At 69.9% G+C, this 24,587-nt stretch carries 24 protein-coding genes and 3 tRNA genes; 9 read left to right on the top strand and 18 right to left on the bottom strand.

Annotated elements, in window-relative coordinates; translation table 11 throughout:
* Nucleotides 1-70: 70 nt before the first annotated feature.
* The 3 genes from J2S41_RS01970 (at nt 71) to J2S41_RS01960 (ending at nt 339) form a co-directional block, all read left to right on the top strand.
* A tRNA-Gly gene (locus J2S41_RS01970) sits at nt 71-143 on the top strand.
* Between the two features lie 35 nt (nt 144-178).
* A tRNA-Cys gene (locus J2S41_RS01965) sits at nt 179-249 on the top strand.
* 15 nt (nt 250-264) lie between these two features.
* Nucleotides 265-339, top strand: a tRNA-Val gene (locus J2S41_RS01960).
* 101 nt (nt 340-440) lie between these two features.
* On the opposite strand, the gene J2S41_RS01955 is transcribed toward J2S41_RS01960, so the two are convergent.
* The 15 genes from J2S41_RS01955 to J2S41_RS01885 form a co-directional block, all read right to left on the bottom strand.
* Entirely contained in the window at nt 441-1,964 is a 1,524-nt protein-coding gene (locus J2S41_RS01955; protein WP_310362207.1) for a LacI family DNA-binding transcriptional regulator, read from the bottom strand.
* Between the two features lie 14 nt (nt 1,965-1,978).
* Complete coding sequence (locus tag J2S41_RS01950) at nt 1,979-2,305, bottom strand: DNA-binding protein (protein ID WP_310362204.1); 327 nt, start codon at nt 2,303-2,305, stop codon at nt 1,979-1,981.
* A 51-nt stretch (nt 2,306-2,356) separates the two neighbouring features.
* Nucleotides 2,357-3,901: a replication initiator gene (locus J2S41_RS01945; protein WP_310362201.1), complete on the bottom strand. Its 1,545-nt coding sequence runs from the start codon at nt 3,899-3,901 to the stop codon at nt 2,357-2,359.
* 82 nt (nt 3,902-3,983) lie between these two features.
* Nucleotides 3,984-5,039, bottom strand: coding sequence for a hypothetical protein (locus tag J2S41_RS01940; RefSeq protein WP_310362200.1), 1,056 nt, complete (start codon nt 5,037-5,039; stop codon nt 3,984-3,986).
* A complete protein-coding gene (locus tag J2S41_RS01935) occupies nt 5,033-5,305 on the bottom strand; it encodes a hypothetical protein (protein WP_310362197.1) in 273 nt (90 codons plus the stop codon). The genes J2S41_RS01940 and J2S41_RS01935 overlap by 7 nt, the downstream gene beginning before the upstream one ends.
* Nucleotides 5,306-5,315: 10 nt before the next feature.
* Nucleotides 5,316-5,810 carry a Pycsar system effector family protein gene (locus J2S41_RS01930; RefSeq protein WP_310362194.1) on the bottom strand — a complete coding sequence of 165 codons (495 nt, stop codon included), beginning with the start codon at nt 5,808-5,810 and terminating at the stop codon, nt 5,316-5,318.
* Nucleotides 5,807-6,469, bottom strand: coding sequence for a hypothetical protein (locus J2S41_RS01925; protein ID WP_310362191.1), 663 nt, complete (start codon nt 6,467-6,469; stop codon nt 5,807-5,809). Before J2S41_RS01925 ends, J2S41_RS01930 begins: the two co-directional genes overlap by 4 nt.
* Nucleotides 6,469-6,735, bottom strand: coding sequence for a hypothetical protein (locus J2S41_RS01920; RefSeq protein ID WP_310362187.1), 267 nt, complete (start codon nt 6,733-6,735; stop codon nt 6,469-6,471). The genes J2S41_RS01925 and J2S41_RS01920 overlap by 1 nt, the downstream gene beginning before the upstream one ends.
* Nucleotides 6,732-7,346, bottom strand: coding sequence for a DUF6197 family protein (locus J2S41_RS01915; protein ID WP_310362184.1), 615 nt, complete (start codon nt 7,344-7,346; stop codon nt 6,732-6,734). The genes J2S41_RS01920 and J2S41_RS01915 overlap by 4 nt, the downstream gene beginning before the upstream one ends.
* A gap of 123 nt (nt 7,347-7,469) precedes the next feature.
* A complete protein-coding gene (locus J2S41_RS01910; RefSeq protein WP_310362181.1) occupies nt 7,470-7,844 on the bottom strand; it encodes a hypothetical protein in 375 nt (124 codons plus the stop codon).
* 23 nt (nt 7,845-7,867) lie between these two features.
* Complete coding sequence (locus J2S41_RS01905) at nt 7,868-8,671, bottom strand: FtsK/SpoIIIE domain-containing protein (protein WP_374728103.1); 804 nt, start codon at nt 8,669-8,671, stop codon at nt 7,868-7,870.
* 47 nt (nt 8,672-8,718) lie between these two features.
* Entirely contained in the window at nt 8,719-9,093 is a 375-nt protein-coding gene (locus J2S41_RS01900; RefSeq protein ID WP_310362178.1) for a hypothetical protein, read from the bottom strand.
* Nucleotides 9,093-9,287 (bottom strand): hypothetical protein, encoded by a 195-nt coding sequence (locus J2S41_RS01895; RefSeq protein WP_310362175.1) that lies wholly within the window; start codon nt 9,285-9,287, stop codon nt 9,093-9,095. Before J2S41_RS01895 ends, J2S41_RS01900 begins: the two co-directional genes overlap by 1 nt.
* A gap of 11 nt (nt 9,288-9,298) precedes the next feature.
* A complete protein-coding gene (locus J2S41_RS01890) occupies nt 9,299-9,745 on the bottom strand; it encodes a single-stranded DNA-binding protein (protein WP_310362173.1) in 447 nt (148 codons plus the stop codon).
* A gap of 88 nt (nt 9,746-9,833) precedes the next feature.
* Nucleotides 9,834-10,676 (bottom strand): hypothetical protein, encoded by an 843-nt coding sequence (locus tag J2S41_RS01885; RefSeq protein WP_310362170.1) that lies wholly within the window; start codon nt 10,674-10,676, stop codon nt 9,834-9,836.
* Nucleotides 10,677-10,897: 221 nt separating this feature from the next.
* Here J2S41_RS01885 and J2S41_RS01880 point away from each other — a divergent pair, with 221 nt between their 5' ends.
* The 3 genes from J2S41_RS01880 (at nt 10,898) to J2S41_RS01870 (ending at nt 14,772) form a co-directional block, all read left to right on the top strand.
* Nucleotides 10,898-12,142 (top strand): NsdA family TPR-like regulatory protein, encoded by a 1,245-nt coding sequence (locus J2S41_RS01880; RefSeq protein WP_310362168.1) that lies wholly within the window; start codon nt 10,898-10,900, stop codon nt 12,140-12,142.
* A 1,244-nt stretch (nt 12,143-13,386) separates the two neighbouring features.
* Complete coding sequence (locus tag J2S41_RS01875; RefSeq protein WP_310362166.1) at nt 13,387-14,250, top strand: nucleotidyltransferase-like protein; 864 nt, start codon at nt 13,387-13,389, stop codon at nt 14,248-14,250.
* A 21-nt stretch (nt 14,251-14,271) separates the two neighbouring features.
* A complete protein-coding gene (locus tag J2S41_RS01870; protein ID WP_310362163.1) occupies nt 14,272-14,772 on the top strand; it encodes a hypothetical protein in 501 nt (166 codons plus the stop codon).
* A 4-nt stretch (nt 14,773-14,776) separates the two neighbouring features.
* On the opposite strand, the gene J2S41_RS01865 is transcribed toward J2S41_RS01870, so the two are convergent.
* Nucleotides 14,777-15,688, bottom strand: a complete 912-nt coding sequence (locus tag J2S41_RS01865; protein WP_310362160.1) for a LysR family transcriptional regulator — start codon at nt 15,686-15,688, stop codon at nt 14,777-14,779.
* A 69-nt stretch (nt 15,689-15,757) separates the two neighbouring features.
* Between J2S41_RS01865 and J2S41_RS01860 the strand changes: the two genes are divergently transcribed.
* The 3 genes from J2S41_RS01860 to J2S41_RS01850 all read left to right on the top strand — a co-directional run bounded on the left by J2S41_RS01860 (nt 15,758) and on the right by J2S41_RS01850 (nt 20,797).
* Complete coding sequence (locus tag J2S41_RS01860; RefSeq protein ID WP_310362157.1) at nt 15,758-16,651, top strand: FAD-dependent oxidoreductase; 894 nt, start codon at nt 15,758-15,760, stop codon at nt 16,649-16,651.
* Between the two features lie 39 nt (nt 16,652-16,690).
* The gene (locus J2S41_RS01855; RefSeq protein WP_310362154.1) at nt 16,691-17,737 is read left to right on the top strand and encodes a LacI family DNA-binding transcriptional regulator; all 1,047 of its coding nucleotides are present in this window, start codon (nt 16,691-16,693) and stop codon (nt 17,735-17,737) included.
* 309 nt (nt 17,738-18,046) lie between these two features.
* Nucleotides 18,047-20,797, top strand: coding sequence for a helix-turn-helix transcriptional regulator (locus J2S41_RS01850; RefSeq protein ID WP_310362151.1), 2,751 nt, complete (start codon nt 18,047-18,049; stop codon nt 20,795-20,797).
* Between the two features lie 189 nt (nt 20,798-20,986).
* Here the strand turns inward: J2S41_RS01850 and J2S41_RS01845 are convergent, their stop codons facing one another.
* Entirely contained in the window at nt 20,987-22,378 is a 1,392-nt protein-coding gene (locus tag J2S41_RS01845; RefSeq protein ID WP_310362148.1) for an MFS transporter, read from the bottom strand.
* A gap of 432 nt (nt 22,379-22,810) precedes the next feature.
* A complete protein-coding gene (locus J2S41_RS01840; protein ID WP_310362145.1) occupies nt 22,811-24,448 on the bottom strand; it encodes an FAD-dependent monooxygenase in 1,638 nt (545 codons plus the stop codon).
* Nucleotides 24,449-24,587 lie beyond the last annotated feature (139 nt).

The raw sequence follows: 24,587 nt of genomic DNA, 5'->3' as shown, positions 1-24,587 counted from the left end.
TAAAGTTCTCTTCGTCGCCGGGGAACGGAAACGGGAACCAGCGGACACAGCAGGACAAACTACATAGCAGGCGGACGTAGCGCAGTTGGTAGCGCATCACCTTGCCAAGGTGAGGGTCGCGGGTTCGAGTCCCGTCGTCCGCTCGGAGAAGGCCGCCACAGCACGCGGGGGTCACCTCGGTGGAGTGGCCGAGAGGCGAGGCAACGGCCTGCAAAGCCGTGTACACGGGTTCAAATCCCGTCTCCACCTCGGCAGTATTGCCTAGGGCGATTGGCGCAGTGGGAGCGCGCTTCCTTGACACGGAAGAGGTCACTGGTTCAAACCCAGTATCGCCCACCAGCAAGAACCGCAGGTCAGGGCCGGTTTCCCGGAAACGGGGAATCGGCCTTAACTCGTTTCTGCGGCCGCTTGGGAGAATTCTGGGAGATGATCTCCCCCGGTCACACGTCGGCATCGGGCACCTCCGCCAGCAGGCGATCCAGCGCACGCACCGGCGAGTGGGGATGTATCCGACGGCGCTCTCGCAGCGCCTGATTCCAAAGGTCGGTCAGGCCGTCGAGAAGCCGCGCGATCATTCCCTCCGTGACGTGGGAGTAGAGCGCCTGCACCGAGCCGTCCAGGTGGCCCATCTGGTGATCTTTCAGCACGGGCGGGATACCCAGCTCGTCCATCAGGGTCTTGTAGGTGTGGCGGAGACCGTGCGGGGTCAGGTCCTCCGCGATCGGCAACCAGCACAGTTCGGCCCGCTCTGCCGCGTTGCGACCATGCACCGGTGCGCCTGGCCACGGCTCGGCGAGAAGCGGCACCGGGCGGGCCGGCCGTGGCGCCTTCGCGGGGTACCGGCCGCTCGCCGCCGGGCGGAAGACCCACGTAGCGAAACCGTTGCGGCGGGAGTGCGGTGCCAGCTCACCGGTGACCGCACCACGGACGTAACCCAACTCATCGATCACCCGCTTCACGCGGTCGCGTGTCTGCTCGGCCACCGAGGTACGGCCGTTCAGCACGCCGGAGACGGTGCCGACGGACACCCCGGCGAGCCGAGCCACCTCCGCCAGCGTCGGCCCCGTCTGCCGGGCAGCGTTGTTCGTCGGACGGTGCCCACTGAACACGTACCGGCGCCCGTGGCACGAGCACGCCCGAGGTGCGGTATCCGCGAGATGCTCCCGCAGCAGAAGGAGTAGCCACTCCGGGGCGTAGACCAGCCGCGTCGACTCGTTCTTGGGCCGCACCCTGGTGAACGACCCGTCGTCGAGTTCGTAGAGCTGCCACTGCACGTCGATGCCCTCCCGGGTCACGTACTCCGGCTCCAGGCCGACCGACTCGCCCCAGCGCAGCCCGGTGAAGCCCAACGTCACCACCCGGACGAACTCGGCGTCGCGGCCGGACAGCAGCGCCGCACGCTCGGCGATGAGCAGCACGCCCAGGGCGGACGTGATCGCCCGCGCCGAGCCGGGACCGCGAGAACGGCCCGTGCGACGGCCCCGCCCCTTCCGCCGTGCCGCCGGGTTCACCGCGATACGGCCCTCATCGAGAGCATCGGCCAGTAACAGATGTAGCAGTGCCCGCCAGGAGCGGATGCTCGCCGCCGCGTAGCCTGCCGCCCTCTCTGCCTTCTCCCACCGGGCCACATCCGCAGCCGTGATATCCACGAGCAGCATCTCACCGAACGTAGGCAGCAGGTGTTCTTCCAACCGGCGCCGGTAGTTCTGCATGGTCGAATCCGCCAGATCCTGGCTGTCGTACCAATCGTTCGACCAGTCGATGAACGGAATCCTGCCCGACGCTCCCGCGCGCCGCCGCCCCGCACGCAACGCGGCCTCAGCGTCGTTCGCGGCTGTCTCCGCCTCCCTGCGCGTGCGGAAGCGGACGGCCGACCCGTCCGGGTGCTTCACGGTGTCGTACTTGCCGGGACCGACCTTGTACCGGCCACGCCAGTAGTCACCGCGTTTTTCCGCGTATCCCATGTCCCACCAACCCCCTACGCGGCGGCCGGTCGCGGTGACGTCCGCCGGGCACGCTGAGGCGCACGGGCGGCGAGCCGAGTCGAAGCCGACGACCGCAGTTCGCCCACCGCGCGAGGAACCGAACGCGGCAGCGGCTCAGCCTCCCGGGTCGGCCGCACCTCCAGAAGCCGGGCGATCTCCGCGATGTGATCGTCCGTAAAACGGAAGCCGCCAGCGATTCGGCAGTAAGGAATACGCTGCTTGCGCGCCTGCTCCTCGACCCACCACTTCGAGCAGCGAAGCTGCTCCGCCACCTCTGCGGCCAGATAAAACGTCAGGCGGGCGGATTCCGCGCCACCCATAAGCCAGTCCTCCTACGTCAAGCGTCAAGCTGGAATTGACGGTGTTTCGCGCTACGCGGCCAGGGCCGCCAGATGCTGCCGGGCGGCTTGCTGGTGCTCTCTGGCGAGCGCTGCGGAGGTGTTGGCGAGCATGGCGTCTGCGGGTGTGAGCCAGCCGGAGCCGACGAATTCGAGGAAGCTCACGACCAGGGTCGTCGGGGGCTCCGGTAGCCGGCCGGAGGATTCGGGGCCGGTGGTGAGCGCGCGGACGTAGTCGCGGCGTGCCTGGCGAAGAAGGCTGAAGGTGACACGGTGAGTGCGGGATTTGGTGAAGGGGTGGCCGCCGTAGCCGAACTGGTGCGCCCAGCGGCGTAGCCGTCGCCAGTCGGCGTAGCGGCCGAGCATCCAGGAGGCGTAGGCCAGCCGCTCCGGGTGAGTGGCATACAGGTCGAGGGTGCCGAGGTCGGTGCGGTCGAGGCGGGCGCTGGTGTAGCCGGTGGCCTCGGTGGATTTCGTGGCGTACTTGGCCAGGTACCGGGCGACCTGTTCGTCGGTGATCTCGCCGTTCGCGGCGACCGTGATGAGCTTGACGTCGAGTTGGTCGCCCCAGCGGATGAGCCAGCCGTCAGGGTTGGCCGGGTGCGGGGGCGTGGTGAACTCCACCGACCGGGCCGCGTCCTCGATGACCTGCTTGAGATCCTGTGCGTCCAGTTCCGCAGGGGGCGGGACGACGGCGGTGGGGTCGGCGGGGTCGATGCCGTCGAGGCGGCAGATGACGTGGAAGTGGATGACTGCGCGGCGCTGCATCTCCGAGGCCTTGCCGTACGTGACGCGGACCGGGGAGACACGCCGGGTGCGGACCTGGCCGTCCTGCCCGATCGTGGTCGTGGTGACGCCGGTGAGGCCGCGAGCCTGGGCGAGCTGGCGCAGACGGCGGCGGATCGTGATGGTGGTGCGCCGCCACAGCTCCCCGGACATCACGTTCCAGACCGCTTGACCGTCATAGTCGTAGCAGCCAACACACAGTGGGGTGCCGAGCCGCCGGTCGGCGGACTCGTGGCGGGCGAAGCAGACGATCGGCACGCCGTGCGGGCACACGGTCGGGTTGCGGCGGGCATGGCACGGTTCCGGGCGGCAGTCGCACAGGCGCCGGTCGCGGCAGGTGTGCCGCTCGACGTAGCGGGTGTGGACCTCGCCGAAGCTCGGTGCGGTGAAGGTCGGGAAGACCGCTGGGTGCGTAGCGACCTGTTCGGAGACGCCCTTACCGCCGACCATGAGAGTCTTGACGACCTGGTAGGCGTCGCGCTTGTACCGGGCCGAGCAGTGCGGGCACACCCGCTCACGCCGGTTGCCGCAGGGCTTGTAGAGCATCCCGTCGGGCATGCCGGCCGTGGAGGTCTCGTGCAGCAGACGGCCGGTGCCCGCGTCGATCGTGGCCATGGAGCCGGACAGGCGGATCGGGCGGGTGCATCCGGCGGCCGGCCGTACGTGCTCCAGCCAGTCCTCGTAGTCCGGGCGGGCGGCGCGGGCGATCGCTTGGTTGCGGATGTCGGTGAAACGGGACAGCCACTCAAGCCGGAGCGTCTGCTCCGACCCGAGGTCGGCTGTCGCGGTCATCGGCGCTCCTCTTGAGTGGTCGGTCAGTGTGGGCTCGGCGTTCGGGGCCACGCCCGAAGCGGTGAGGCTTCGGGCGTGACGCTCAGCGTCGAGACAGATCACCTGGTGCGACGGGTCGGCCGTTGACAGCCGGTCGGACTGCGCTCGGATTCACGGACTCCAGCGCGCGGAGGACACGCGCCGCCTCACGAGAATTGACTTGAAGGCGGGCGGCCAGCTTCGCCGCGTTGATCGGTTCGCCGTGCTCGGCTCGATACCGCTGGGCGAAACGCGTTCCCTGCGCCAGCAACGCCGGGTCGACATCCGGTGTCGGCGGCTGTGCAGCGTCCCGCTCGGTGACAGAAGTGTCGGCGGGGGACGGTGCCAGCGGCCCAGCCGGGCGCGGGCTCGGCTTGCGGGTCGCGAGAAGCGCAGGCGTGACGGTAGGGGCCGGGACGGTTACCGTGTGGGGCGTAGCTGGCGCTGCGGTGGTGCTATCAGGTGCAGAGTCAGCCGGGCCGGGGGCCGGAATCGGAGCGAGTTCTACTGGGCTGCTCGGGCGTGCCGGGGCAGCGGGTGGGCTATCGGTGGCCGGGCGGCTGCCGGGTTCGGCAGGCGCGGCGGCGGGATGTACAGGTTCGGTGGAGTCCATCGCGGCGTGAGTCGCCGTGGACTTCGGCGTGGGCCCGGAGTCAGCAGCAATGGTGCTGGTGCCGCTTTCCCGGCGCAGGAGAGCCCGCATGTGGACGGCAAGGCCCGCGAAAATCGGCGGTAGAGCACCGACGAACGCGGCCAGGCCCACACGCCAGGCTTCTTGGTTGGTAGAGAGGGTGGACAGGAAGTGGTATGCGGATTGGGCGACGATGCCTACACCGGCAGCGGCGTAGGTGTTCCAGCGGGCGAAAGCAGCTACCCGCTCGGGTACCGGCGCCATCCACAGCACCAGGGCCACGACGACATAGCCGTCAGCGGCGACCGGCATCAGCCACGCCGAAGCGAGGGTGACACCCGCACCGGGAATGGTCAGCTCATCGTTGAAGCCGGCCACCCGTGCCAAAGCGATCCAGGACGAGGCCGACAAGCCGAAGCTCGCCGCGAGCACCGCCCAGGAGGCGTACAGAGCGAGCCGAGGCTCACCAGATTGAGGCTTCATCAGCACTCACCCCGCGTAGCGGAGCCGTCCCGCATCAGGGCGAAGCCCAGCACCAGCGGGTTGACGTACCCGTCACGGCGAAGCCGTGTCTCGATCTGTCGAACGAGGTCGAGATCACGGATCGGCCTCGCCATGGTCAGCTCCATGTTGGTGAAGCCGATCCCGTCCGGCACGTCGTGCTTGAAAGAGACGAAGTAGTGATAGGAGAACTGCGGAACCCCAGTCTTGGAAATTCCGGGCTTACGGTGCTTACTGTTGGTGTACTCAGTCATGACAGCCCCTTCAGCTCGCGCCGTTGAGGACTGCGACAGGGGCAGCGACGACAGTGGTCGCCAGGGCCAGGCCGAGGATGTCGACGGCCAGGCGGACACGCCGGTACTTGCGCTGAACGCTTCGCGCCCGCAGCCAGAGCTGTTCGGTGCAGTCCCGGTTCGGGGCCGTGTCGAACATGTCCTGACGGAGGTCATCGACCGACCGTGCGGACGCCCAGCGAACGAACCCGAAGTTACCGCGCAGGTCGGGCCGGATGGCCGCTCCCAGAAGTAGCAACGCGACGCAGATCTCGAACGCGACCAGGACGGCCACGGCGAGGGCCGGACCCGACAAGCGGGCCTGTACCACGATGGCTGCGCCACCGGTCAGCGCGGCAAGCGCGAGACCGAACAGGATCGACGCTTTCGTGTCCACCCGGGCAAGCTGCACGTCTACGCACGCGAGCCCGTAGTTGACGGCGTCCTCGAACTGGAAATTGCGGTAGTCGAACTCGTGCGTGGTCATGGCGTGGTGTCCTCTCCGCCGAGGTTGTCGAACAGGGTTAGTTCTGGTTCGCGGTTCGGACACGGCGCCTTGGCCTGCCGAGCCGCTGCTGCCCTGGACTTCCGGGCCGCTTTCGGGTCGTGCAGGCTTGCGTGCTGATCTGCGGTCAGGGTCTTGACTGCTGTCGGGTCCTCCCCACGTCGGCGGTACAAGACCGGACGGATAGTGATCATGGTTGGGCAGTCCGTCACCCCGTCGGGGTAGCGGTAGCCGCAGCCCGGACACCGAGACGGCATCGGGCTACCAGGGAAGTGATCGGCGAACACCGCAACGAGCGTCGCCACGGACACGCCCAGGCCTTCGCGGACGAGCCGCTCGTCCAGGGCGATGCGCTCCGAGCGCTTGCCGAAACGCATCTGCGCCGCCTGCCGGGACACACCCAGCCGGGACGCGATGTCCTGCCACGAGTACGGCCGGTCGCCGGACCGAAGTCCCTTGACGGCCTCCTCGACGGCGGAGTCGACGGCGTTTTGCAAGCGCAGCAAGGCCGGAAGGGCCTCGATGTCGCCGCCGGCCACACGACGGGCGAACGCCCGGATGATGCGGCGGGTGAACGCGTCGAACTCGCTGTTCTCACGGTTGCGCTTGCTCCGCTTGCGCGGTGTCGCGTTGGCAGCCATCAGAAGACCACCACCAGCGCGAGCAGCAGCACCGTTACGGCCACGGCGGACAGACGGATCAATGCCCGCTGCCAACCGGCGGCCAGAGCCCACCAGCGCCAGGTGACGAGGTAGGCGGGGACGCCGACACGGCGGGTGCCACGACGCCAGAACGTCGCGTTGCTGTGACGGCGACCATCCAGGGAAAGCCCTGCCACGAACCGCAGGACTAGCCGGGCGGTACGGCGCCGGGGCGTCAAACGGCGCTTGACACTGTTCGTCCTCATGCCGCACCGCCGGTAGTCCCGGTAGGGTGCGTCGTCTGCGGGGCGTAGTGCTCCGCAGCCACGAGGAGAGCGCCGATCGCCTCCGAGGCGGTACGGCCCTTGGTGTCGTTGAAGGTGAACGAATCCAGCTCGAACCGGTCCATCAGGTACCGGTCGAGGTAGAGAAGAGACGTCTCGAACGCGGCGAAGCCGGGCTCGTCGAACATCTCCGTCGGCTGCTCACACGGGCCGCCGTAGCAGACCATCGCGATCGCGCCGACCATGCACGCCGCAGGAGTGAACACCCCGGACGTGGCATCGTAGTAGGCGCCCTGAATCCAGCCATGCCGGACCAGGTACAGCGCCGCGCTGCGCATGACCTCAGCGGAGAGCTTCTTCTCCTCCCGCTCCTGATGCCACGACAGGTACGCGTCGATCGGGTCCCCACACGGACCGTCATCCTCGACCGTGGTCGCCGTGGCGGCGAGCCGCTCGTTCTCCGCGCGGCCTCGGGCCAGCAGAAGCTCGCCGTAGTGGTTGGCCGCGTCCGCCGGGCTCTGTCCCCAGAGCTTCCGGAGCTGATCGACGGGCCAGCGCGCAGGGACGTGGGTCTGTTTCGGGGTAGCCTGCATCGTGCCGGCTCCTTTCCTTGAGACGGGAATCGGTTGCTAGTGGTCGGCGGTGCCGGTCCGGTTTCCTAGGCCTTCAGCCGGTGCCGTCGATCCAGATGGAGTTGGGTGCTCTCGCCGAAGCAGTCAGTGCCAGTGCTGAATCACCGTGATGCAGCGGTGACCGCCCCACAGCGCGCCACCAGCGAGCAGCAGCACGGCCGGAATCGCCAGCACGCCGAGGAAGCTCACGGCGTGAACGATCTGCCAGACGGCGAAGCTGAGCGCGCCGAGCACACCGAGGCCGGCCGTGACGCCGAACCCGAGGTAGGCCATGCGCGCCCTGCGGTCCCGCTCGGCGATCGCGGCCTGCCGGAAACGCCACTGGACGTACCGGGCCTGGTAGTCCTCGATCTGCGCCGGGGTCAGGTGCGCCACGTCCGCCGGAACGGCCGGGGTGACGTAGTGGATGACCCGAGGCGCCGGGACACCAGTGGTGGGAATCGGTCGGGGCTTGGACATGGAGGAATCCCTCCCTCTCAGGATTAAGCGGCTACCGGCATCCGGACGGAGACCGGGATATCCGAGGCGCGCAGCATCGCGGCGTACGCAGCGATACGGGCGCATTCGAAGTCATCGAGATAGGCGGGCTTGACCAGAGCCGGAACACCGTCCTCGGCCAGCAGCAGCCCGAGGCCACGGTTGTTCGGGTCGACGCTTGTGGTGGTGTAGCCCTTGTCCGCCCAGCCACGGCCGAGCACGATGTCCGACGACGCGTCGGTCGTGCACCGTCCCGCGAACCGCCAGGCGAACAGGTCGCGCAGCGACGTCGGGATGATGTCCGACGACGGGCGCTGGGTCGCGGCGATGACGATGATGCCCACCGCGCGGCCCCGGGCGACGAGATCCCGCAGCAGCTCGGAAAACAGCTCCCGCAGCTTCTTGTCACCCACCGTGGCGGAGAAGTACGCCAGCTCATCGATCACCAGGGCGATCGGCCGGAACGCGTCACCGCGCTCGATCTTGCGACGGTCCCAGCGGCGAAGCTGCTCGTACAGCTTGTCCATCAGGATTTGCAGCCGCCGCAACACCGAGATCGCCTTGACGATGTCCGGGCCGACGAACACTTTCGCCGACTTCTGCCACTGCCACATCTCGACCTGCTTCGGGTCCATCAGGACCAGATCGCAGTCATGCGACAGCACCAGGTGCGCGACGATCGTGTTGACCAGGCTCGACTTGCCCGCGCCCGGCTCACCGCCGATCAGCATGTTCCGTTCGATCAGCGACACCGACGTCGGCAGGCCGAACTCGTCCACCCCGATGTACACCGGGTCGAACACCGACAAGCCCGGCCACGCCAGCTCACCGTCCGGGACAAGCCTCAGCGGAGATGTCACAGCGGATCACCCACCGCAATGCCTTCGCCGCCCGACTGCGCGATCCGGTGTAACTGACCGGTGGTTGCCTGGTCGAGCGGACGGTCGACGGTGACCGGCTCGCTGGCGTGGAGATGCAGGTCCCAGCCACCCCAGGTGAGTTGGCCGGTCTTGAGGTAGCGAACACCGTTCGTGATTCGGGAATCCGTGGGGGCACCGAGGTAGGAGGCCCACGCCTGACCATCAGCGAGCCGGTCGCAGGTCAGCGCCAGCACACCAGGGCCGATGTCACCGTAGAAAATGATCTGCCGAGGCGTCGGCAGGTCCGTGGCCAGCGCGATATGCGCGAGCATCACCCGCGGATCGAGACGCGCGCTGTTCTCTACCGTCATTACGTCACCGTCCGCAGATCCCGCAGCAGTTCGGAGAACAGCTCCTGGGTCTCCTTGTCACCGGCGGTGGTAGAAAACGCCGCCATCTCATCAATCACCCAGGTGATCGACTCGCCACCGAGCAACGCGAACCGCTCAATCAGCGATACCGGGTTGCTACTGCCTGGCACGGGCTGCGCAGGTGAAGTCCTCACGGCACACCACCTCAGAACGGCGGCTCGGCGGAGGCAAGCTCCTCCGACACCCGCTCCGGCGCGAACCCGTCACCGCCACCGTTGGTACGGCTACGGGACAGCTTCTGGACCTTCGCCGTGGCGAACCGCAGCGACGGGCCGATCTCGTCGACCTCCAGGCCATACGCGGAGCGCTTCTCGCCCTCCGGCGTGTCCCACCGCGACAGCCGCAGCCGGCCGACCAGCACCACACGGGCGCCGCGAGTCAAAGACTCGGCAATGTGCTCGGCCATCTCACGCCAGCCCGTGCAGTTCAGGAACAGCGGCTCGCCGTCCTTGTACTCGCCCGACCGACGGTCGAACATGCGCGGAGTCGACGCCACCGAGAACTTCACGTACGCCGTGCCCTGCGCGCTGAAGCGCAGCTCCGGATCGGCGGTCAAGTTCCCGACGACCGTGATCGTGGTTTCGTTTGCCATGCCCTTTACTCCTTGATCGATAGGTGGAAGCCGTCATCCGGACGGGCTCCCGATAGGCGCGGCACCGTTGCCGGGCCTCACATCTGTGTCAGCGGCGACGCGACGAGCCCTCGTCGACCGGCTCGGGAATGTCGTCCAGGTCCAGGCCCACCACCGGGCCGAGAACCGGACTTTCAGGCCGCTCGAATGTCGCCGGGATCAGACCCGTCAGCGGAGACGGCACCGTGAACCGCAGCGGATCACGCTGGGTGATGTCCACCCGGATCAGCGCCGCGTACCTCCGTGACGCCTTCACGAACCGGGCCTCACGCGCCCAACACGTCACCGCGAGACGGCCTGCTTTGGCCTCCAGCGCCGCGATGTCCAGGCCCGGCCGCAGCCACACCCACACACGCTCACCCGCCGGAGTCGGGCACGCCCACAACACCAGCGGCAGCAGACCTGCGTTCTGCGTCCCGGTCGCCTTCACCAACGCGGTGAAGAACACCCGCAGCCGATGCCGGTCGATCACGCACCACGCCCACCGCGACAACCACCGCCGCGCCGGCCGTACAAGAACCACCCCGACCGCAGCAGCGCCGAACACACCGCACGCGACCAGCAGATGACTCACGTGCGCCAAAGCCGAAAAGGCCCCGAGCAGAACACCGCCGGTGGCGATCTCCAACGACCACCACCACAGCACCCGCAGCACCGGCCAGACCGCGACCAACACCGCCCCGGCCCCGCCGAGTAGCAGACCGAACGCCGCAGACACGAGCAGCGCCCACGGCAGCGACATCGACGGCGACGACACCGCCAGCGCTGCCACGAACAGGACCGGCACGGCCACGAGGAACGTGATCCGCGCACGCCGCGTATACGACTGCGACACCGGAGGCTCCACAACAGCGATCGACGCGGGTTTCGCACCTCCGAACAGTCCTCTCATCGACTCACTCCTTCCTCGATCCCAGTTGTCTCGATAGCTTCAAAGTACTAACTCAGTTAGTACTCGGCAATACGTAGGGAGCCCACCCATCCGGGTGTGCTTTAGCTCGACTGATCTAAATCCAACGATCTAGGAGTGCGTCGATGAAAAACAGGTGTCAGCGTGGGGACGGGACCTTGTCCCCATCGCCACCCGCGTCCGATCCGAGCGATACTGGCCCCATGGCCGACGAGGCAGTACGCGAGCAGCAGCGACCGCCGTGGGCGCGTCGCATCCGCAACGAGCGTCTCGCCCGCCGCTGGTCTCAGCCAGAAGCGGTGAAGGCCCTGCGCTTGCACTCAGCGAGGGAGCTGCCCAGCGACGCCAGCCTCCTCCGAAGCTGGAAGCGCTGGGAAAGTGGCGATTCGGAGCCCGACGAGTTCTACAAGCCGCTCATCGCCCAGACCTTCGGGACCGTCACGGCTGCAATGTTTCCTCGGCAGAGTCAGCGGGACGTCGAGGGGGAACTGCTCAACGGCAGCGGCCTCGATACTGTGGAACTGCTTGCCCGGGTTCGGCGATCCGACGTGTCACCGGCAACTCTCGACGCGCTGAAGATCACGGCGGACCGACTCTGCTGCGAGTACCCGTACGCGGCGCCGGAACAGCTTCACATCGAAGGCAAAGCATGGCTTCAGCGGATCACTGGACTTCTCGACCAGCGGCTGACCCTCAAGCAGCACCGCGAGGTTCTTTCGCTCGCGGGAACTGTCGCACTGCTGATCGGGTGCGTTGAGTACGACATGGGTCAGCGCCGGGACTCTGAGGCGACCCGCCAGGCCGCACTCTCCCTCGGCGGCGAAGCGGAACACGCTGGCATCATCGGCTGGGCGCATGAGATGCGGGCCTGGTACAACCTCACCCAGGGCAACTACCCCGGCGTCGTGGCCGCTGCTGAGGCAGGCGCTGCCGCTGCACCGCACCAAGGCGTAGCCGTTCAACTTGCCGGACAGCGGGCGAAGGCATGGGCAAGACTGAAGGATCGCCGTCAGGTGGAGCTTGCGCTCGAAAGCGGGCGAAAGCTGCTAGAAGGCCTGCCGCTCCCCGAAGACCTGGACCACCACTTCGTGGTTGACCCTGCGAAGTTCGACTTCTACGCCATGGACTGTTACCGCACGCTCGGAGAAGACGACTTGGCTTCCCTCTACGCCCATGAGGTAATCCGGTCGTCAACTGCCCCTAACGGCACTGAGCACAAGCCCATGCGGATCGCCGAAGCCCGCATCACGCTCGGAGTAACCACCGCCCGATCGGGGGACCTGGAGGGAGCCGTCCTTCTGGGCCGTCAAGCCCTACAGGGAGAGCGGCGGTCGATCCCGTCACTTCTCATGGTCTCCCAGGACCTGGCCGCCACGCTGAGGGAGCGATACCCCGACGAGAAGGCCACCGCAGAGTACCTGGACGAGCTTAAGGCGCTGGCTGCGTAGAGCTGGACACGTCGGACGCAACGTTGGCCGGCCGACCACCGACCCCCGGTCGAGGCCGGTTCTCATGCCAGGCAATCACCCGGGCTGGGCGCCACACGTGCGTCCGGCCCACGGTCATATCTGGGGCGGGCATCTGCTCGCGCTTCCGGTAGCTAGCCACCGTCGCAACCCGCACGCCGAGGTAAGCGGCCACGTCACTCGTGGTCCACCACTCAGCGTCCGGGTCGGCAGGCACAGCCGTCAGCATACGGTGAGAACTTTCTGTACGTCTTCAAGGCGGCCCGCGAGCGGGCCGCACGCGTGACTCCTGGCAACGCCGCCCGCCTCTCGCCTACGGCTTCGGCGGGCGGCAGCCGGGACGCGCGACCCGCGCGGGACGCAACGAAGCCCGGCCACCGTCGCGGAGGACATGACCGGGCTTCGGGCCAGACACGAGATAGTCGGTGGTCGGCCCGCCTGGAAGTACGAGCAGCCGGCCACCCGAAGAACCTTGCCTCCGGCGGGCAGGGCCTCCGGCCCTACGACCCGGAGCACGCCTCCGGCGGCCGGGGCGCTGCCCCTGGACCCCGGCACTCTGGGATGCCCACCCGGAGAGCTGCCCGACGCGCACCCGATGGGATACCAGACCCGTACCCCCAACCAAACGGTGAAACGTGCCTCTGCGGGCGGGAGCAAAGAGCGCCCCCGCCCGCAGAGGCACACAAAACTGTTCGGTCGCGGGCACGGCCCCGGTATGGCAGAGCCTGCACGACGGGAAGCCCTCAGAGACGGGTGGGTCCCGCGTGGGGACGCCGGTTGCGCCGCGTCTGGGAGAATCCCGGGAGACGGTCTTGCGAAGTCCGCCCCGGCGGACCACCTCAGACCTACGGCGACCAGCGTGGTGACCAGGACGTATAGCAATACGCCAAGTTCCCGCCAAGATCTGTACCTAGTTGACACGGAAGAGGTCACTGGTTCAAACCCAGTATCGCCCACCAGCTCAGGCCCCATCTTCAATCGATGAAGATGGGGCCTTTTGACGTCTGGGTCACCACGTGGGTGACTATCGATACCGAGTCACCGGCGCCGGGCCTGCCGTGGCACCATCCAGGATTGCCGGCGGTGCCGGCCGGTCGATGTGCTGAAGCCGGCGGTACGGTACGGCGGGCTCGGGCGCGTTCATCGGTGTGCGTCGGTCCGGGTGCCTGGGTCGGCGGGGGCATAATCGACGTCATGAGCAGGACTTCGCGCGGGTGCGCCGGCCGATGACGGCCGTGGTGGTGCGGGCGCCGGTGGGGTGTGGGCGTCCGGCCGGGCGGTGGCGGACGAATCGCGCGATCGCCGACGAGCTTGCGGCCGTCCGGGGCGCGCAGGACGACGCCTTCCTGGTCGAGCAGGCGAAGGCCCAGTTGCGCGCGGCATTGGGCCGGTCCCCGCTGCTGGACGGGTGCGACTACGAGGTTTTCGGGCAGGGCTCGCGGGTGAACGACACCTCCGTGGGGGCCGCGAGCGACATCGACCTCGTCCTCATGCTCAAGAACCCGGACGCGAGCTGGGCGGGTTTCCGCGATCACGTGCTGGCCACGCTGGGTGAGTCTTTCCCCGTGCACATGGGGCGCCGCTGCCTCAACGTCGATGAGCCGGGCACGCTGCTCGGCGAGATGGTCGACGTGCTGGTGGCCACGGAGCACCGTCGGTATCCGGTTCGCGGCGCGGGCGCGTACCAGCAGGGGGTTTTCTTCCGCGACCACGACGGCCGGCCGATCGTCAACTTTCCGAAGCAGCACCGGCGCAACGGGGATGCCAAGGACGTGCGCACCGGTGGGCGTTTCAAGGCGGCCGTCCGGACGATCAAGCGGGTGCGGGCGCTGGCCGGGCTCGACCACGCCGCCGCTCCGTCGTACCTGCTGGAATGCCTGCTGTACGCCGTGCCCGACCACGTCTACCGCGCGGCGGCCTCGTTCCCGGACGCCTATCGTGGCGCGCTGGGCTGGCTGCGGCGATGCGACCGGGAGACCTTCGCCGAGTTGCGGTGTCAGAACGGGATGAACCGGTTGTTCGGCGCGGGGCCGGATCAGTGGGATCCCGCCGGGGCTGGAAGAATCATCGACGTCCTGCACGAGAGCTGAATCCGGACTGTAGACCGCAGCATGACGTGGACGGCCGCGCAGACGGCGGTGCTGGCACCGGTCATCGCGATCCTCGGCGCGGCGTTGATCGCGCTGCTGACGTACGGGCTGAACCAGCGCGCCGCCCGCCGGGAGCGACGTGCGCTGGCGTTCGGTGAGGCGCTGAGCGTGGTCGAGGACTTCGCGGAGATGCCGTACCGGATCCGGCGGCGGCCGGGCACGCTGGAGGGGCGTCAGCAGCTCACCGAGGAGGTGAGCCGGATCTACTCGCGGCTCGCGTTCCACCAGGCGCTGCTCGACATCGAGGCGCCCGAGGTCGCCGCGGCGTACCGGCATCTCACGGAGGAGGCCAGGGAGGAGATCGGCCGGCAGATGAGCGCGGCGTGGCGGAAGCCGGTGCGCAGCACGGACGAGGAGATGAACCTCGGGCTGCACTACACGCGCGAGCGGGTGGACGCGGCGCGGGCGGCGTGTGTGACGACCATGCGCGCGGCGCTCGGGCAGCGGCGCCGATCCGGCTGAGGGCTCAGGCCGGCCACGGCGGGTGGTGGACCAGCAGTTCGCGCAGCCGGTCGGCGGCCGGAGTGGCGTGGTCGCGCGGGAACGCCAGGCCGATCTCCACGGTCGGGACCGGGGTGGTGAACCGGCGCAGGCGTACCCCGGGGACCTTCAAGGCCCGTGCCCGGCCGGCCGGCACCGCCGCGATCACGCTGCCCTCCGCGACCGCGCGCAGCAGTTGCTCGTCGTCCGGTTCGTGGCGCACCAGGTGGAGGCCGCCGTCCGGCCAGACCTGCGCGATCGTCCGGTCGAACATGCCGGGACCGTTCTCCCGGGGCCACATCACGGCGGGCTCGCCGGCCACGTCGGCGCGGCTGACCCGGCGGCGCCGCGCGAGCCGGTGGCCGTCGGGTACCGCGCAGAGCAGTTCCTCGTCGTCGACGTGTACGCAGATGAGCGCCGGCTCGTCCAGCGGCGGGCGCACGAACGCGGCGTCGAAGCGCCCGGCCAGCAGCCCGGCCACGTTGGGCGCGGTCCAGCCGGTCTCCGGCACCACCTCGACCTGCGGATATGCCCGGCGGAACGCGCGGATCAGCGCATCCACCCGGCCGCCGCGCGCGGACCGGGTGTAGGCCAGCCGCAGCCGTCCGTCCTGGCCGCGGGCCGCGTCCCGGATGCGCGCGGCGGTCGCGTCCGCCTCCGCGATCAGCCGGCGCGCCTCCTCCGCGACCTGCGCGCCGACCTCGGTGAGCGTGCAGCCGTGCGGGTCGCGCCGGACCAGCCGCGCCCCGAGCTGCCGCTCCAGCGCGCCGATCCGCTGGCTGAGCGCGGGCTGCGTGAGGTGCAGGCGCCGCGCGGCGCGGGTGAAGTGCAGTTCCTCGGCGAGCACGCCGAACGACCGCAGCCGGTCCAGGTCCGCGCCGGACAGCCGATCCCCCATAAGCCCAACTTATCGCCGCTGTTCCAGAAGCTATTCGACGGTACGGCCGGCAGCCCACACGATGACCTCATGACGGATGTGACGGTGGTGGGTGGCGGGATCATCGGGCTGACGGCGGCGTGGCGGCTGCGGGAGGCGGGCGCGCGGGTGACGGTGGTCGCGGCGGACCCGGTGGAGGAGACGGTGTCGACGGTGGCGGCGGCGGTGTGGTACCCGACGCACCAGGAGCCGGACGCGCGCGTGCTGCGCTGGTCCGCGGTCGCCTACGACGAGTTCACCCGGCAAGCGCGCAACCACGTGCCGGGCGTGCTGCTGCGGCGGACGAGGATGCTGCTGCGCACGCCGGTCGACGCGCTGCCGTGGTGGGCCGAGGCGGCCGGCGACGCGCGGCTGACCGAGGAGGACGGCCTTCAGGTGCTGCACTTCACCGCCCCGCTGGTGGAGATGCCGGTCTATCTGGCGTGGTTGGCGCAGGGGCTGCGGATCGAGCGCCGCCGGGTGGCGTCGCTGGACGAGGTGGCCGGCACCGTGGTCAACGCCACCGGGCTGGCCGCCCGCGACCTGGCCGGCGACGACGCGGTCGAGCCGGCGCGCGGCCACGTCGTGCTGGTGGAGAACCCGGGGCTCACCGTGTCGGTCCGCGACGAGTCGAGGTCGCTCTACATTCACCCGCGCAGCCGGGACGTGGTGCTCGGCGGCACGTTCGAGCAGGGCCGCGGCGACCTGACGCCGGACCCGGCCGGGGCGGCGGCGATCCTGGCCCGGTGCGCCGAGGTGGAGCCGGCGCTCCGCGGCGCCCGCGTGCTCGGCGAGCGGATCGGGCTGCGGCCCACCCGGCGCGGTGGCCCGCGGCTGGAACGGGCCGGGAACGTGGTGCACTGCTACGGCCACGGGGGTGCCGGGATGACGATGTCCTGGGGGTGCGCACAGGAGGTCACCGAGGCGGCTCTCAGAGTATCCTGACGCTTTCCCCAGCAGGGGTGAGCGAAGCCAGGGTGGTCGATGCAGGTGGCGGGTCCGACGATCAGCATCCGGGACGTGGCGACGCATGCGGGCGTGTCGGTGGGCACGGTCTCCAATGTGCTCAATCGCCCGGACATCGTCGCACCGAGCACCCGCCTCCGGGTGCTGGACGCGATCACCGAGCTGGGCTTCGTGCCGAACGAGTCGGCCCGCCAGCTGCGCCGCGGCCGGGGCCGCTCGCTGGGCCTGGTGGTGCTGGACGTGGCGAACCCGTTCTTCACCGACGTGGCGAAGGGCGTGGAGGACGCGACCGGGCCGGCCGGGCTGCCGGTGATCTTCTGCAACTCCGACGGTGACGCGGCGAAGGAGTCGGCCTACCTGGACCTGCTGGAGGAGCAGCGGGTGCAGGGCGTGCTGATCACCCCGGTCGACGACGCGAACGCGCGGCTGCTGCGGCTGCGCGAGCGCGGCGTGCTGGTGGTGCTGCTGGACCGGGTGTCGCCGCGCGCGGAGATCTGCTCGGTCTCGGTGAACGACGTGCACGGCGGTGAGCAGGCGCTGCGCCACCTGATCGAGATGGGGCACGAGCGGATCGCGTTCGTCGGCGGGCCGTGGGCGCTGCCGCAGGTGCAGGACCGGTTCCGCGGTGGTGTGCGGGCGCTGGCCGAGGCGGGGCTGCCGGAGGGCGCGCTGCGGCGGTGTGAGACGCCGAGCCCGACCGTGGCGGCGGGCCGGGACGCGGCGGCGCGCATCCTCGGCACGCCCAAGGGGACGCGCGCGACCGCGGTGTTCTGCGCCAACGACCTCCTGGCGCTGGGCGTGCTGCAGGGCCTCACCCGGCAACGGGTACGCGTACCGGAGGAAATTGCCCTTGTCGGATATGACGATATTGACTTCGCGGCCGCGGCGGCCGTGCCGATCTCCTCGGTGCGCCAGCCGCGTCAACGCCTCGGGCGGACCGCGGCCGAGCTGCTGCTGGACGAGGCCGCGGAGCCGGAAACGCACGTCCACCGGCAGGTGATCTTCGAGCCGGAGCTGGTCGTGCGCGAGTCGAGCCAGTTCACGCGCGGTGCCGGGACGACGTAATGTCACGATCGACGAGTAAGCTGTGGTCAGCCCGCAGCCGGCGCCGGTACGCCCATAAGGCCACGGTCGGCCGGCACCGCCGTGACATCGGCTCCGCCGGACGCCTGCGTGTGAGCTGTAGCGCCATCGGCGGCAGGCTGCTGACCGCGCTGCCATCGCCGGCAGCGACGCATCGGTGCCGGCCCGCCGACAGCAACGCATCGGCGGCCCCCGCCGATCAAGGTTGAGGGCGCCCGCCTGGTGGGGACGGGCGCCGACAGTTCGGAGATCACGCTGACTACCGACGTCTCGGCCCATGGCGTACCCCTGGTGGGGCGTGCGGCGCTGCTCGCCGCGATCGAGAGCCGGCTGCGCTCCGGCGGTGGCGTGGTGCTGACCGGGCCGAGCGGCATCGGCAAGACCGCGATCCTGGACGCGGTCGCCCAGGGCGGCCGGCGCGTGCTGCGGCTCGCCGCCACCGCGGCCGAACGGTTCTTGCCGTACGCGGGCATGGCCGAGCTGCTGGCCCAGGTCCCCCAGGACGTGGTGGAGCGGCTGCCCGGGCCGCAGCGCGCCGCGTTCGACACCATGCTGGTCCGGCGCGGCGACTCCCGCGGCCGGGGCGGGCGCGCCGAACTGGCCCGCCGGCTCGCCTGGCAGAGCTGCCTGGAGGCGCTCAGCGAGGAGCCGGTCCTGCTGATCATCGACGACGCGCAGTGGCTGGACGGCGCGTCCGCGGACGTGATCGGGTACGCCAGCCGCCGGCTCGCGGACCGGCCGATCCGCGCCGTGATCGCGCAGCGCTCGCCGGAGAGCCCGGCCGTGCGTACCCGGGTGATGCACCTGAGCCCGCCGCCGGTGCAGGAGCTGACCGTGCCACCGCTGGCCGCGGACGACCTGAGCGCGCTGCTCGACGCGCACGGCCTCTCCTACTGGGCGGCGGCCCGGCTGCACGCGGACAGCGGCGGCAATCCGTACCTCGCACTGGCGCTGGCCGGCGCGTTCGCGTTCGACGACGCGCCGGCCGGCGAGGTGCGGCCGTGGCGCCCCTGGCGGCTGCCGGAGCAGGTCCGCGCCGCGCTGGTCGACCGGCTCGACGCGCTGCCGGCCGCGGTCCGGGAGACGCTGTTCGCGGCCGCGCTCGCCACCCGGCCGACCGCGGCCCAGCTGCGGATGGCCGGCCGGCCGGACGCGGACCGCGAGCTGCGCGCCGCGGAGTCCGCCGGGCTGGTCTCCGTCGAGCACGGCGTCGTGCACTTCACGCCGCCCGCGGTGGCGACCGTTCTGGCCGAGGAGGCGCCGGCCGACCGCCGGGCCGCCATGCACCGGCAGCTCGCCGCGGCCACGTCCGACCCGGTGGAGCGGGTCCGGCACCGCGCGCTCGCCAACGACCATCCGGACGCGGAGACCGCCCGGTCGCTGGTGTCCGCCGCGGAGACCGCGTTGCAGCGCGGCGCGACCGGGCTGGTCGCCGACCTCTACCTGCTCGCCGCGGACCGTACCGGCGGGGACATGCAGCCCGAACGGGTGGAGTGGCTGGTCGCCGCCGCGGAGGCGGCCGCGTCCGCGGGCCGCCGGGAGCTGTGCGTGCAGGCGGCCGACTCGGTGTTCGCGGCCGACGCGTCGCCGGCCCAGCGCGTCCGCGCGCGCATCGCGGTGCTGGACGCGTCCGGCCAGTCGCTCGGCGTGATGGAGGAGGTGCTGTCCGCCGCCCTCGCGGACGCGGGCGACGACCCCGCGCTGCTCGCGCCGCTGCGGCTGCGCCTCGCCTGGCAGCGGCACCACCAGGGCAAGACCGAACTGGCCGAGCGGGAGGCGAAGACCGCGGTCCGGCTGGCCCGGCTGGTCGGCGACACCTGGGTGGAGAGCATGGCCGGGGCGATCGTCGCCCAGGTGGCGCGCGCCTCCGGCCGCCCCGACTACCTGCAGGTGCTGGCTGAGGCGCTGGACGTGCCGACCGAGCCGGGCCGCGGCATGCTGCACCTGACGCCGCGCTTCCTGGCCGTCCGGTTCGCGCTCTTCGACGACCGGCTCACCGAGGCCCGCGCCGAGCTGCTGCGCATGCTGCCCGAGGCCGAGCGCAGCGGGCTGGAGGAGCTGCTCGACATCCTGCGCAACCTGGCCGAGGTGGCGAGCCGGGACGGCCACACCCGGGAGGCGCTGGACTACGCCGCCCGCGCCGCCCGCCTGTTCCAGGAGTACGACCTGCCCCTCGGCCCGAGCTGGTACACCCTCGCCATGGCGGAACTGGCCGGCGGCACTCCCACCCGGGCACTGTCCTACGCGGAGCGAGGCGCGCTCTCCTCCGAGGCCGACTCCGACATGATCTACCTGACCCGCAACCTGCACGTGCTCGGCCAGGCCCAGCTGGCCACCGGCGACAACGACGCCGCGCTGGCCACGCTGCGCCGGCTCCAGCGCCTGGAGGCCGACCGCGGCTACACCGACCCGTCCACGCTGCGCTGGCACGGAGACCTGGTCGCCGCGCTGCTCAACGCCGGCGAGGCGACGACCGCGCTCGAGGTGGTCACGGAGGCCCGCGAGGCCGCCCAGCGCCTCAAACGCTCCCGCGGCGTGCTCGCCGAACTCGACCGCGCCGAGGCCTTGATCCTGGTCCACCAGGGCGAGGCCGCCGCCGCGGCCACGCTCGCCACCGCCGCCGCGAAGACCTTCGCCGACCTGGGCCAGCCGATCGCCCAGGGCAACGCGCTGCTGGTCCTCGGCCGCGCCGAACGCCGCCGCCGCCGCTACGCCGCCGCCCGCGCCGCCATCGAGTCCGCCCGCGACATCTTCGCCCGCGCCCACGCCACCCCGTGGACACAGCGGGCACAGCGCGCACTGGCCACACTCACCGTCGGCGCACAGCGCCGCTCCCCCGAGACGGTGGCCGAGTCCGAGGCCGGCCTCACCTCCACCGAGGCACGCATCGCCGCGCTGGTCCAGCAGGGCGCCAGCAACCGCGAGATCGCCACCCAGCTGTACCTGAGCGTCAAGACGGTCGAGGCCACGCTGACCCGGATCTACCGCAAGGTCGGGGTCCGCTCCCGCACCCAGCTCGCGTCCCGCCTGACGGAGGGCTAGCTGCTCCCGCCTCCGGCGTGGTGGCGGTCCGCACGCGCGCGGCGGGCACCCGCGGCACGATGCCACCGCACGGCGGGTTTCGTCCCGCACCCGGTGTCCGTCAGCGGCTGGAACACCGTGTGAGCCGGCGCCGCGTGGTCCGCGCCCGACGGCATCGAGCGCCGGGTTCTGGCATCTTTCGCGGGCTCGTCATTCCGCGAGCGACTTGAGGCCGGTCGACGGCGGACCGAGGCTCACGCCCGCGCTTCGCACGAGCATGACGGCCAGCATCGCGGCGATCGCGAACGTCGCGGAAGCGATCGCGATATAGCTGAACACACCCACGGCCGAATTCGTTGTCTCGCCGTCAACGACCACGACGGTCGAGTCGAGCACGGCAGAGCCCACGAAGTCGAACACCACCGACCCGATCGAGACCATGACCACCACCAAGCTGGACACGATGCCCTGCCGCCCGGCCGACGCCAACGCACCCGCCATGTTGAAGCCAGACGCCCCGAGCGCTCCCACGCTGACACCCAGCAGGAACGCGGAGCACAGCGCCACGGGAAGCTGGGCGGCCCCGAGGAACATGCCGAGAGTCGCCACCAACCCGAGCACCACTCCTCCCGCCAGCGTTGACGCCGGCCCGATGCGCACGGCCAACCATCCGGCCACCGGTCCTCCGAGGACGACTCCGAGTGCCGGCGCCGCGAGCAGCAGCGCCACCGACCCCTGGTCGGCCAGTCCATAACCCAGTTCCTGATCCGCCGAAACGTCACCGATGAGAGGAATGAGCTGAAGCATGCTCTGGTATGAGCCCGCTCCGAGGAAGACGACGAGGAGCGTGAGTTTGAGGGGTCCGCTGAGGTTCCGGATATCGATCAAGGGCTCAGGCTTTCGGCTCGAGACCAGGAACCATCTCGCCAATGCCGTGACGCCACCGACGAGGAGAGCCAACGGCCCGGCGGCCAGCCAGCCGAGACCGGAGCCCAGACTGACGTAGCCGAGCACCCCGGCGAGACCGCCGCCGAGGAGGAGAGCACCGCCGATGTCGATCCTGCGTGGCGTCCTGCTCAGGGATTCGGGAATGAAGGCGCGGACGATGACGACCATCGCGGCCGCGACGAAGGCCGAGATGAAGAACAGGACCTGGAAACCGAACTTCGTGGCCAGGTGCTCGATGAGGAAGCGGGACGCGATGCTGAGCACCGCGGAGCTGGAGGTCACCACCCCCACGACGATCATCGCGATATGCGGTGCACAGACACCTCGAACGACCGCGACCGAGAGGAACACGGCGGCAAGAGACGCCCCCTGAAGAACACGCCCTGTCACGAAGAACCAGATGTCGGGGGCTACCGCACAGATGAGCGAGCCCACGCCGCTGAGCAACAATGTCAGCATCAATACCCTGCGCGTGCCGTAGCTGTCGGCACCCTTTCCGAGCAGAGGTGCCCACATCACTCCCGCCAGCATCGCGGTGGCATTGAGCCACGCAGGCTGGTCGGTGTCGAAATGGTCGAGCATCTCCGGGAGGACGAGCAGAGGAGCGGTGACGGCCGAATCCACCACGAAATTCACCAGGGTCACCACGACCACCAGGCCGATGAGCCGACCGTTCCATCTCGTCCGCAGCTCGGTGTCTGTGCTTCCGATTCTGTTCCGCGGCATTGAGGACTCCTTACTGTGAAGGCTCGAGAACGGCCTGGCACGGCCCGGCGCGCTATCGAATGGGACTGGAGCGAAGACGGTGGGATGCGATCGATCCCCGGCCCCTCATCGACGCCCGAGTTCTTCCCTCGAGCCGGGGCTGGCTTGTTTCGCTGACGAACGCTGTATTGTTCAGCCGAGCGCGGGGCGCCCCGCACAGGTGCGTCGAAGTGACGCCCCGACGCTCATCCACCTCTTAATGGGCCGCGTTCCGTATCCGTCGGGGAAGAGACACTGGGACGGCGGCGGAGACCGGATGCGGCCGCACTACACCGTGCTCAGTTCTGCCCAGCTACTCGACAACGCCCGCACGGGGTTCCTTCACCGTGGTACGCCGAGGCGCAGGTGCGGCGCACGTCCATCCGCGACTCGTTCGGGCGCTTCGGGTGCACCGGAAGGCACGCCGAACCAGCGCCCCAGCGCCGCCTGGAGGCCGTCGGGATCGGTTCCGGTCCAGGCGACATAGCCGTCGGGGCGGATGAGCAGCGCGGGGAGTGGAGAGGCCGAGGTACGGGCGGCCACCCGGACGACGCGATCGGACCAGGGCGACACCGCCGCTACGAGTTCCGTGCCGCCGGAGAGGTCCAGGAGCAGCGGGCGCGCTTCCCGGCAGAGTTCGGCGAGACGGCGCGGCCTTCCGTCTTCGGTCACCAGGTCCAGGCTCGGCGCGAACCGCCCGGTCGTCGCGGCCGGATCCGATTCACCCATGTCATATCGGATATCGCTGCCGGCCAGCAGATCGGCGATCAGCCGCAGGTTCCCCCGCTCGGACAACATCTCGGCGAGCAGCTCCCGCAGGGCGGTCACGGCGCTGCCCGGCGCCATGAGCGCCGTCTGAGCCTGTGACTGCATGAACACTCGCTGCCCGAGAGCCCTGCGTTCGCTCTCGTAGCTGTCGAGCAGCCGGTCTGGAGCCCAACCGCGCAGCTCGGCCGCGAGCTTCCACGCGAGGTTCGCGGCGTCCTGTAGCCCGAGGTTGAGGCCGGGACCACCCGAGGCTGCGTGCACGTGGGCGGCGTCACCGGCGAGGAACACCCGGTGATCGCGATACCGCTGCGCCAGGCGGGTGTTCCGTCCGCAGAGACGGCGCAGCAGGGTCGGCGAGCCGTCCGGCGGCGGAGCAAGGGAAACCCGCGCGCCGAGGATTCGCTCGATGCTGGCCTCCATCTCGGCCAACGTCATGGGAGTGCCGGCGCCGGGGGAGTCACCGGCGGGGCGCTCCTCCCACTCGATCGTGTTGATGATCGGGTGTTCCGGATCGAACAGCCCGATCGATATGACTCCTCGTTCCGTGCGATGGAAGGTGCTGTCGATCTCGCCGAACCCCTCAATCCGTACCCGCTGACCGAGCGTGTACCCGGACCCTCCGGCCGCCGGCCTCGTGAACTGCGCGGTCGGCGCGATCAAGGCCGTACGGGACACGACCTCTCCGTTGACGATCCCCGGAAACGCGATCCCGGCCTGCTTCCGGACCAGACTGTGTCCACCGTCGCAGCCGACGACGAAACGGGCACTCAGCTCGGCCGGCCCGCCGTCGGGGCCGACGGCGACGAGATCGACATGGTCCTCCGACTGCGCGAGTGAGCTGACCTCATATCCCCGACGCACCTCGACGCCGAGCTCGGCGGCCCGTTCCCCGAGAACACGCTCGAGATCACGCTGGTTGATCCGAAGGAAGTACATCGGGTTGTCCGGCCCGAGTACGTGCAACGGCAACGGCATCGCTCCGAAGTAGAAAGTGGGTATAGGCGTCGGCGCTCTCCCGCCGCCACTCCGCTCGAACAGGCCGCGATGGTCGAGCAGGCGCACCACCTGCCCGGCGAGCCCGTGCGCCTTGTCGGCTTGGCTGGCTCTCGGCAGCCGTTCCAGCACCACCGGGTCGACCCCGGCCAGTTTGAGTTCGCAGGCGAGAAAGAGCCCGACGGGCCCCCCACCGACGATGACGACGTCGAACATCATGAGTCCTCTCACGCTCGGTCGTGCATCGGAGCACGGCCGGGCCGATGGCCGCAGACCCGCACCCGCAATAAGAGTTGGATTCATTCCTTGACCCCACGGTACGACACTCTGCCAAGAGAGGCAAACGTCTCTTACACTG

It is taken from the genome of Catenuloplanes atrovinosus (assembly GCF_031458235.1).
In the GTDB taxonomy this organism is placed as follows: Bacteria; Actinomycetota; Actinomycetes; order Mycobacteriales; family Micromonosporaceae; genus Catenuloplanes; species Catenuloplanes atrovinosus.
Note: the sequence above shows the minus strand (reverse complement) of the source record. Positions and strands in the feature narration are given on the sequence as shown.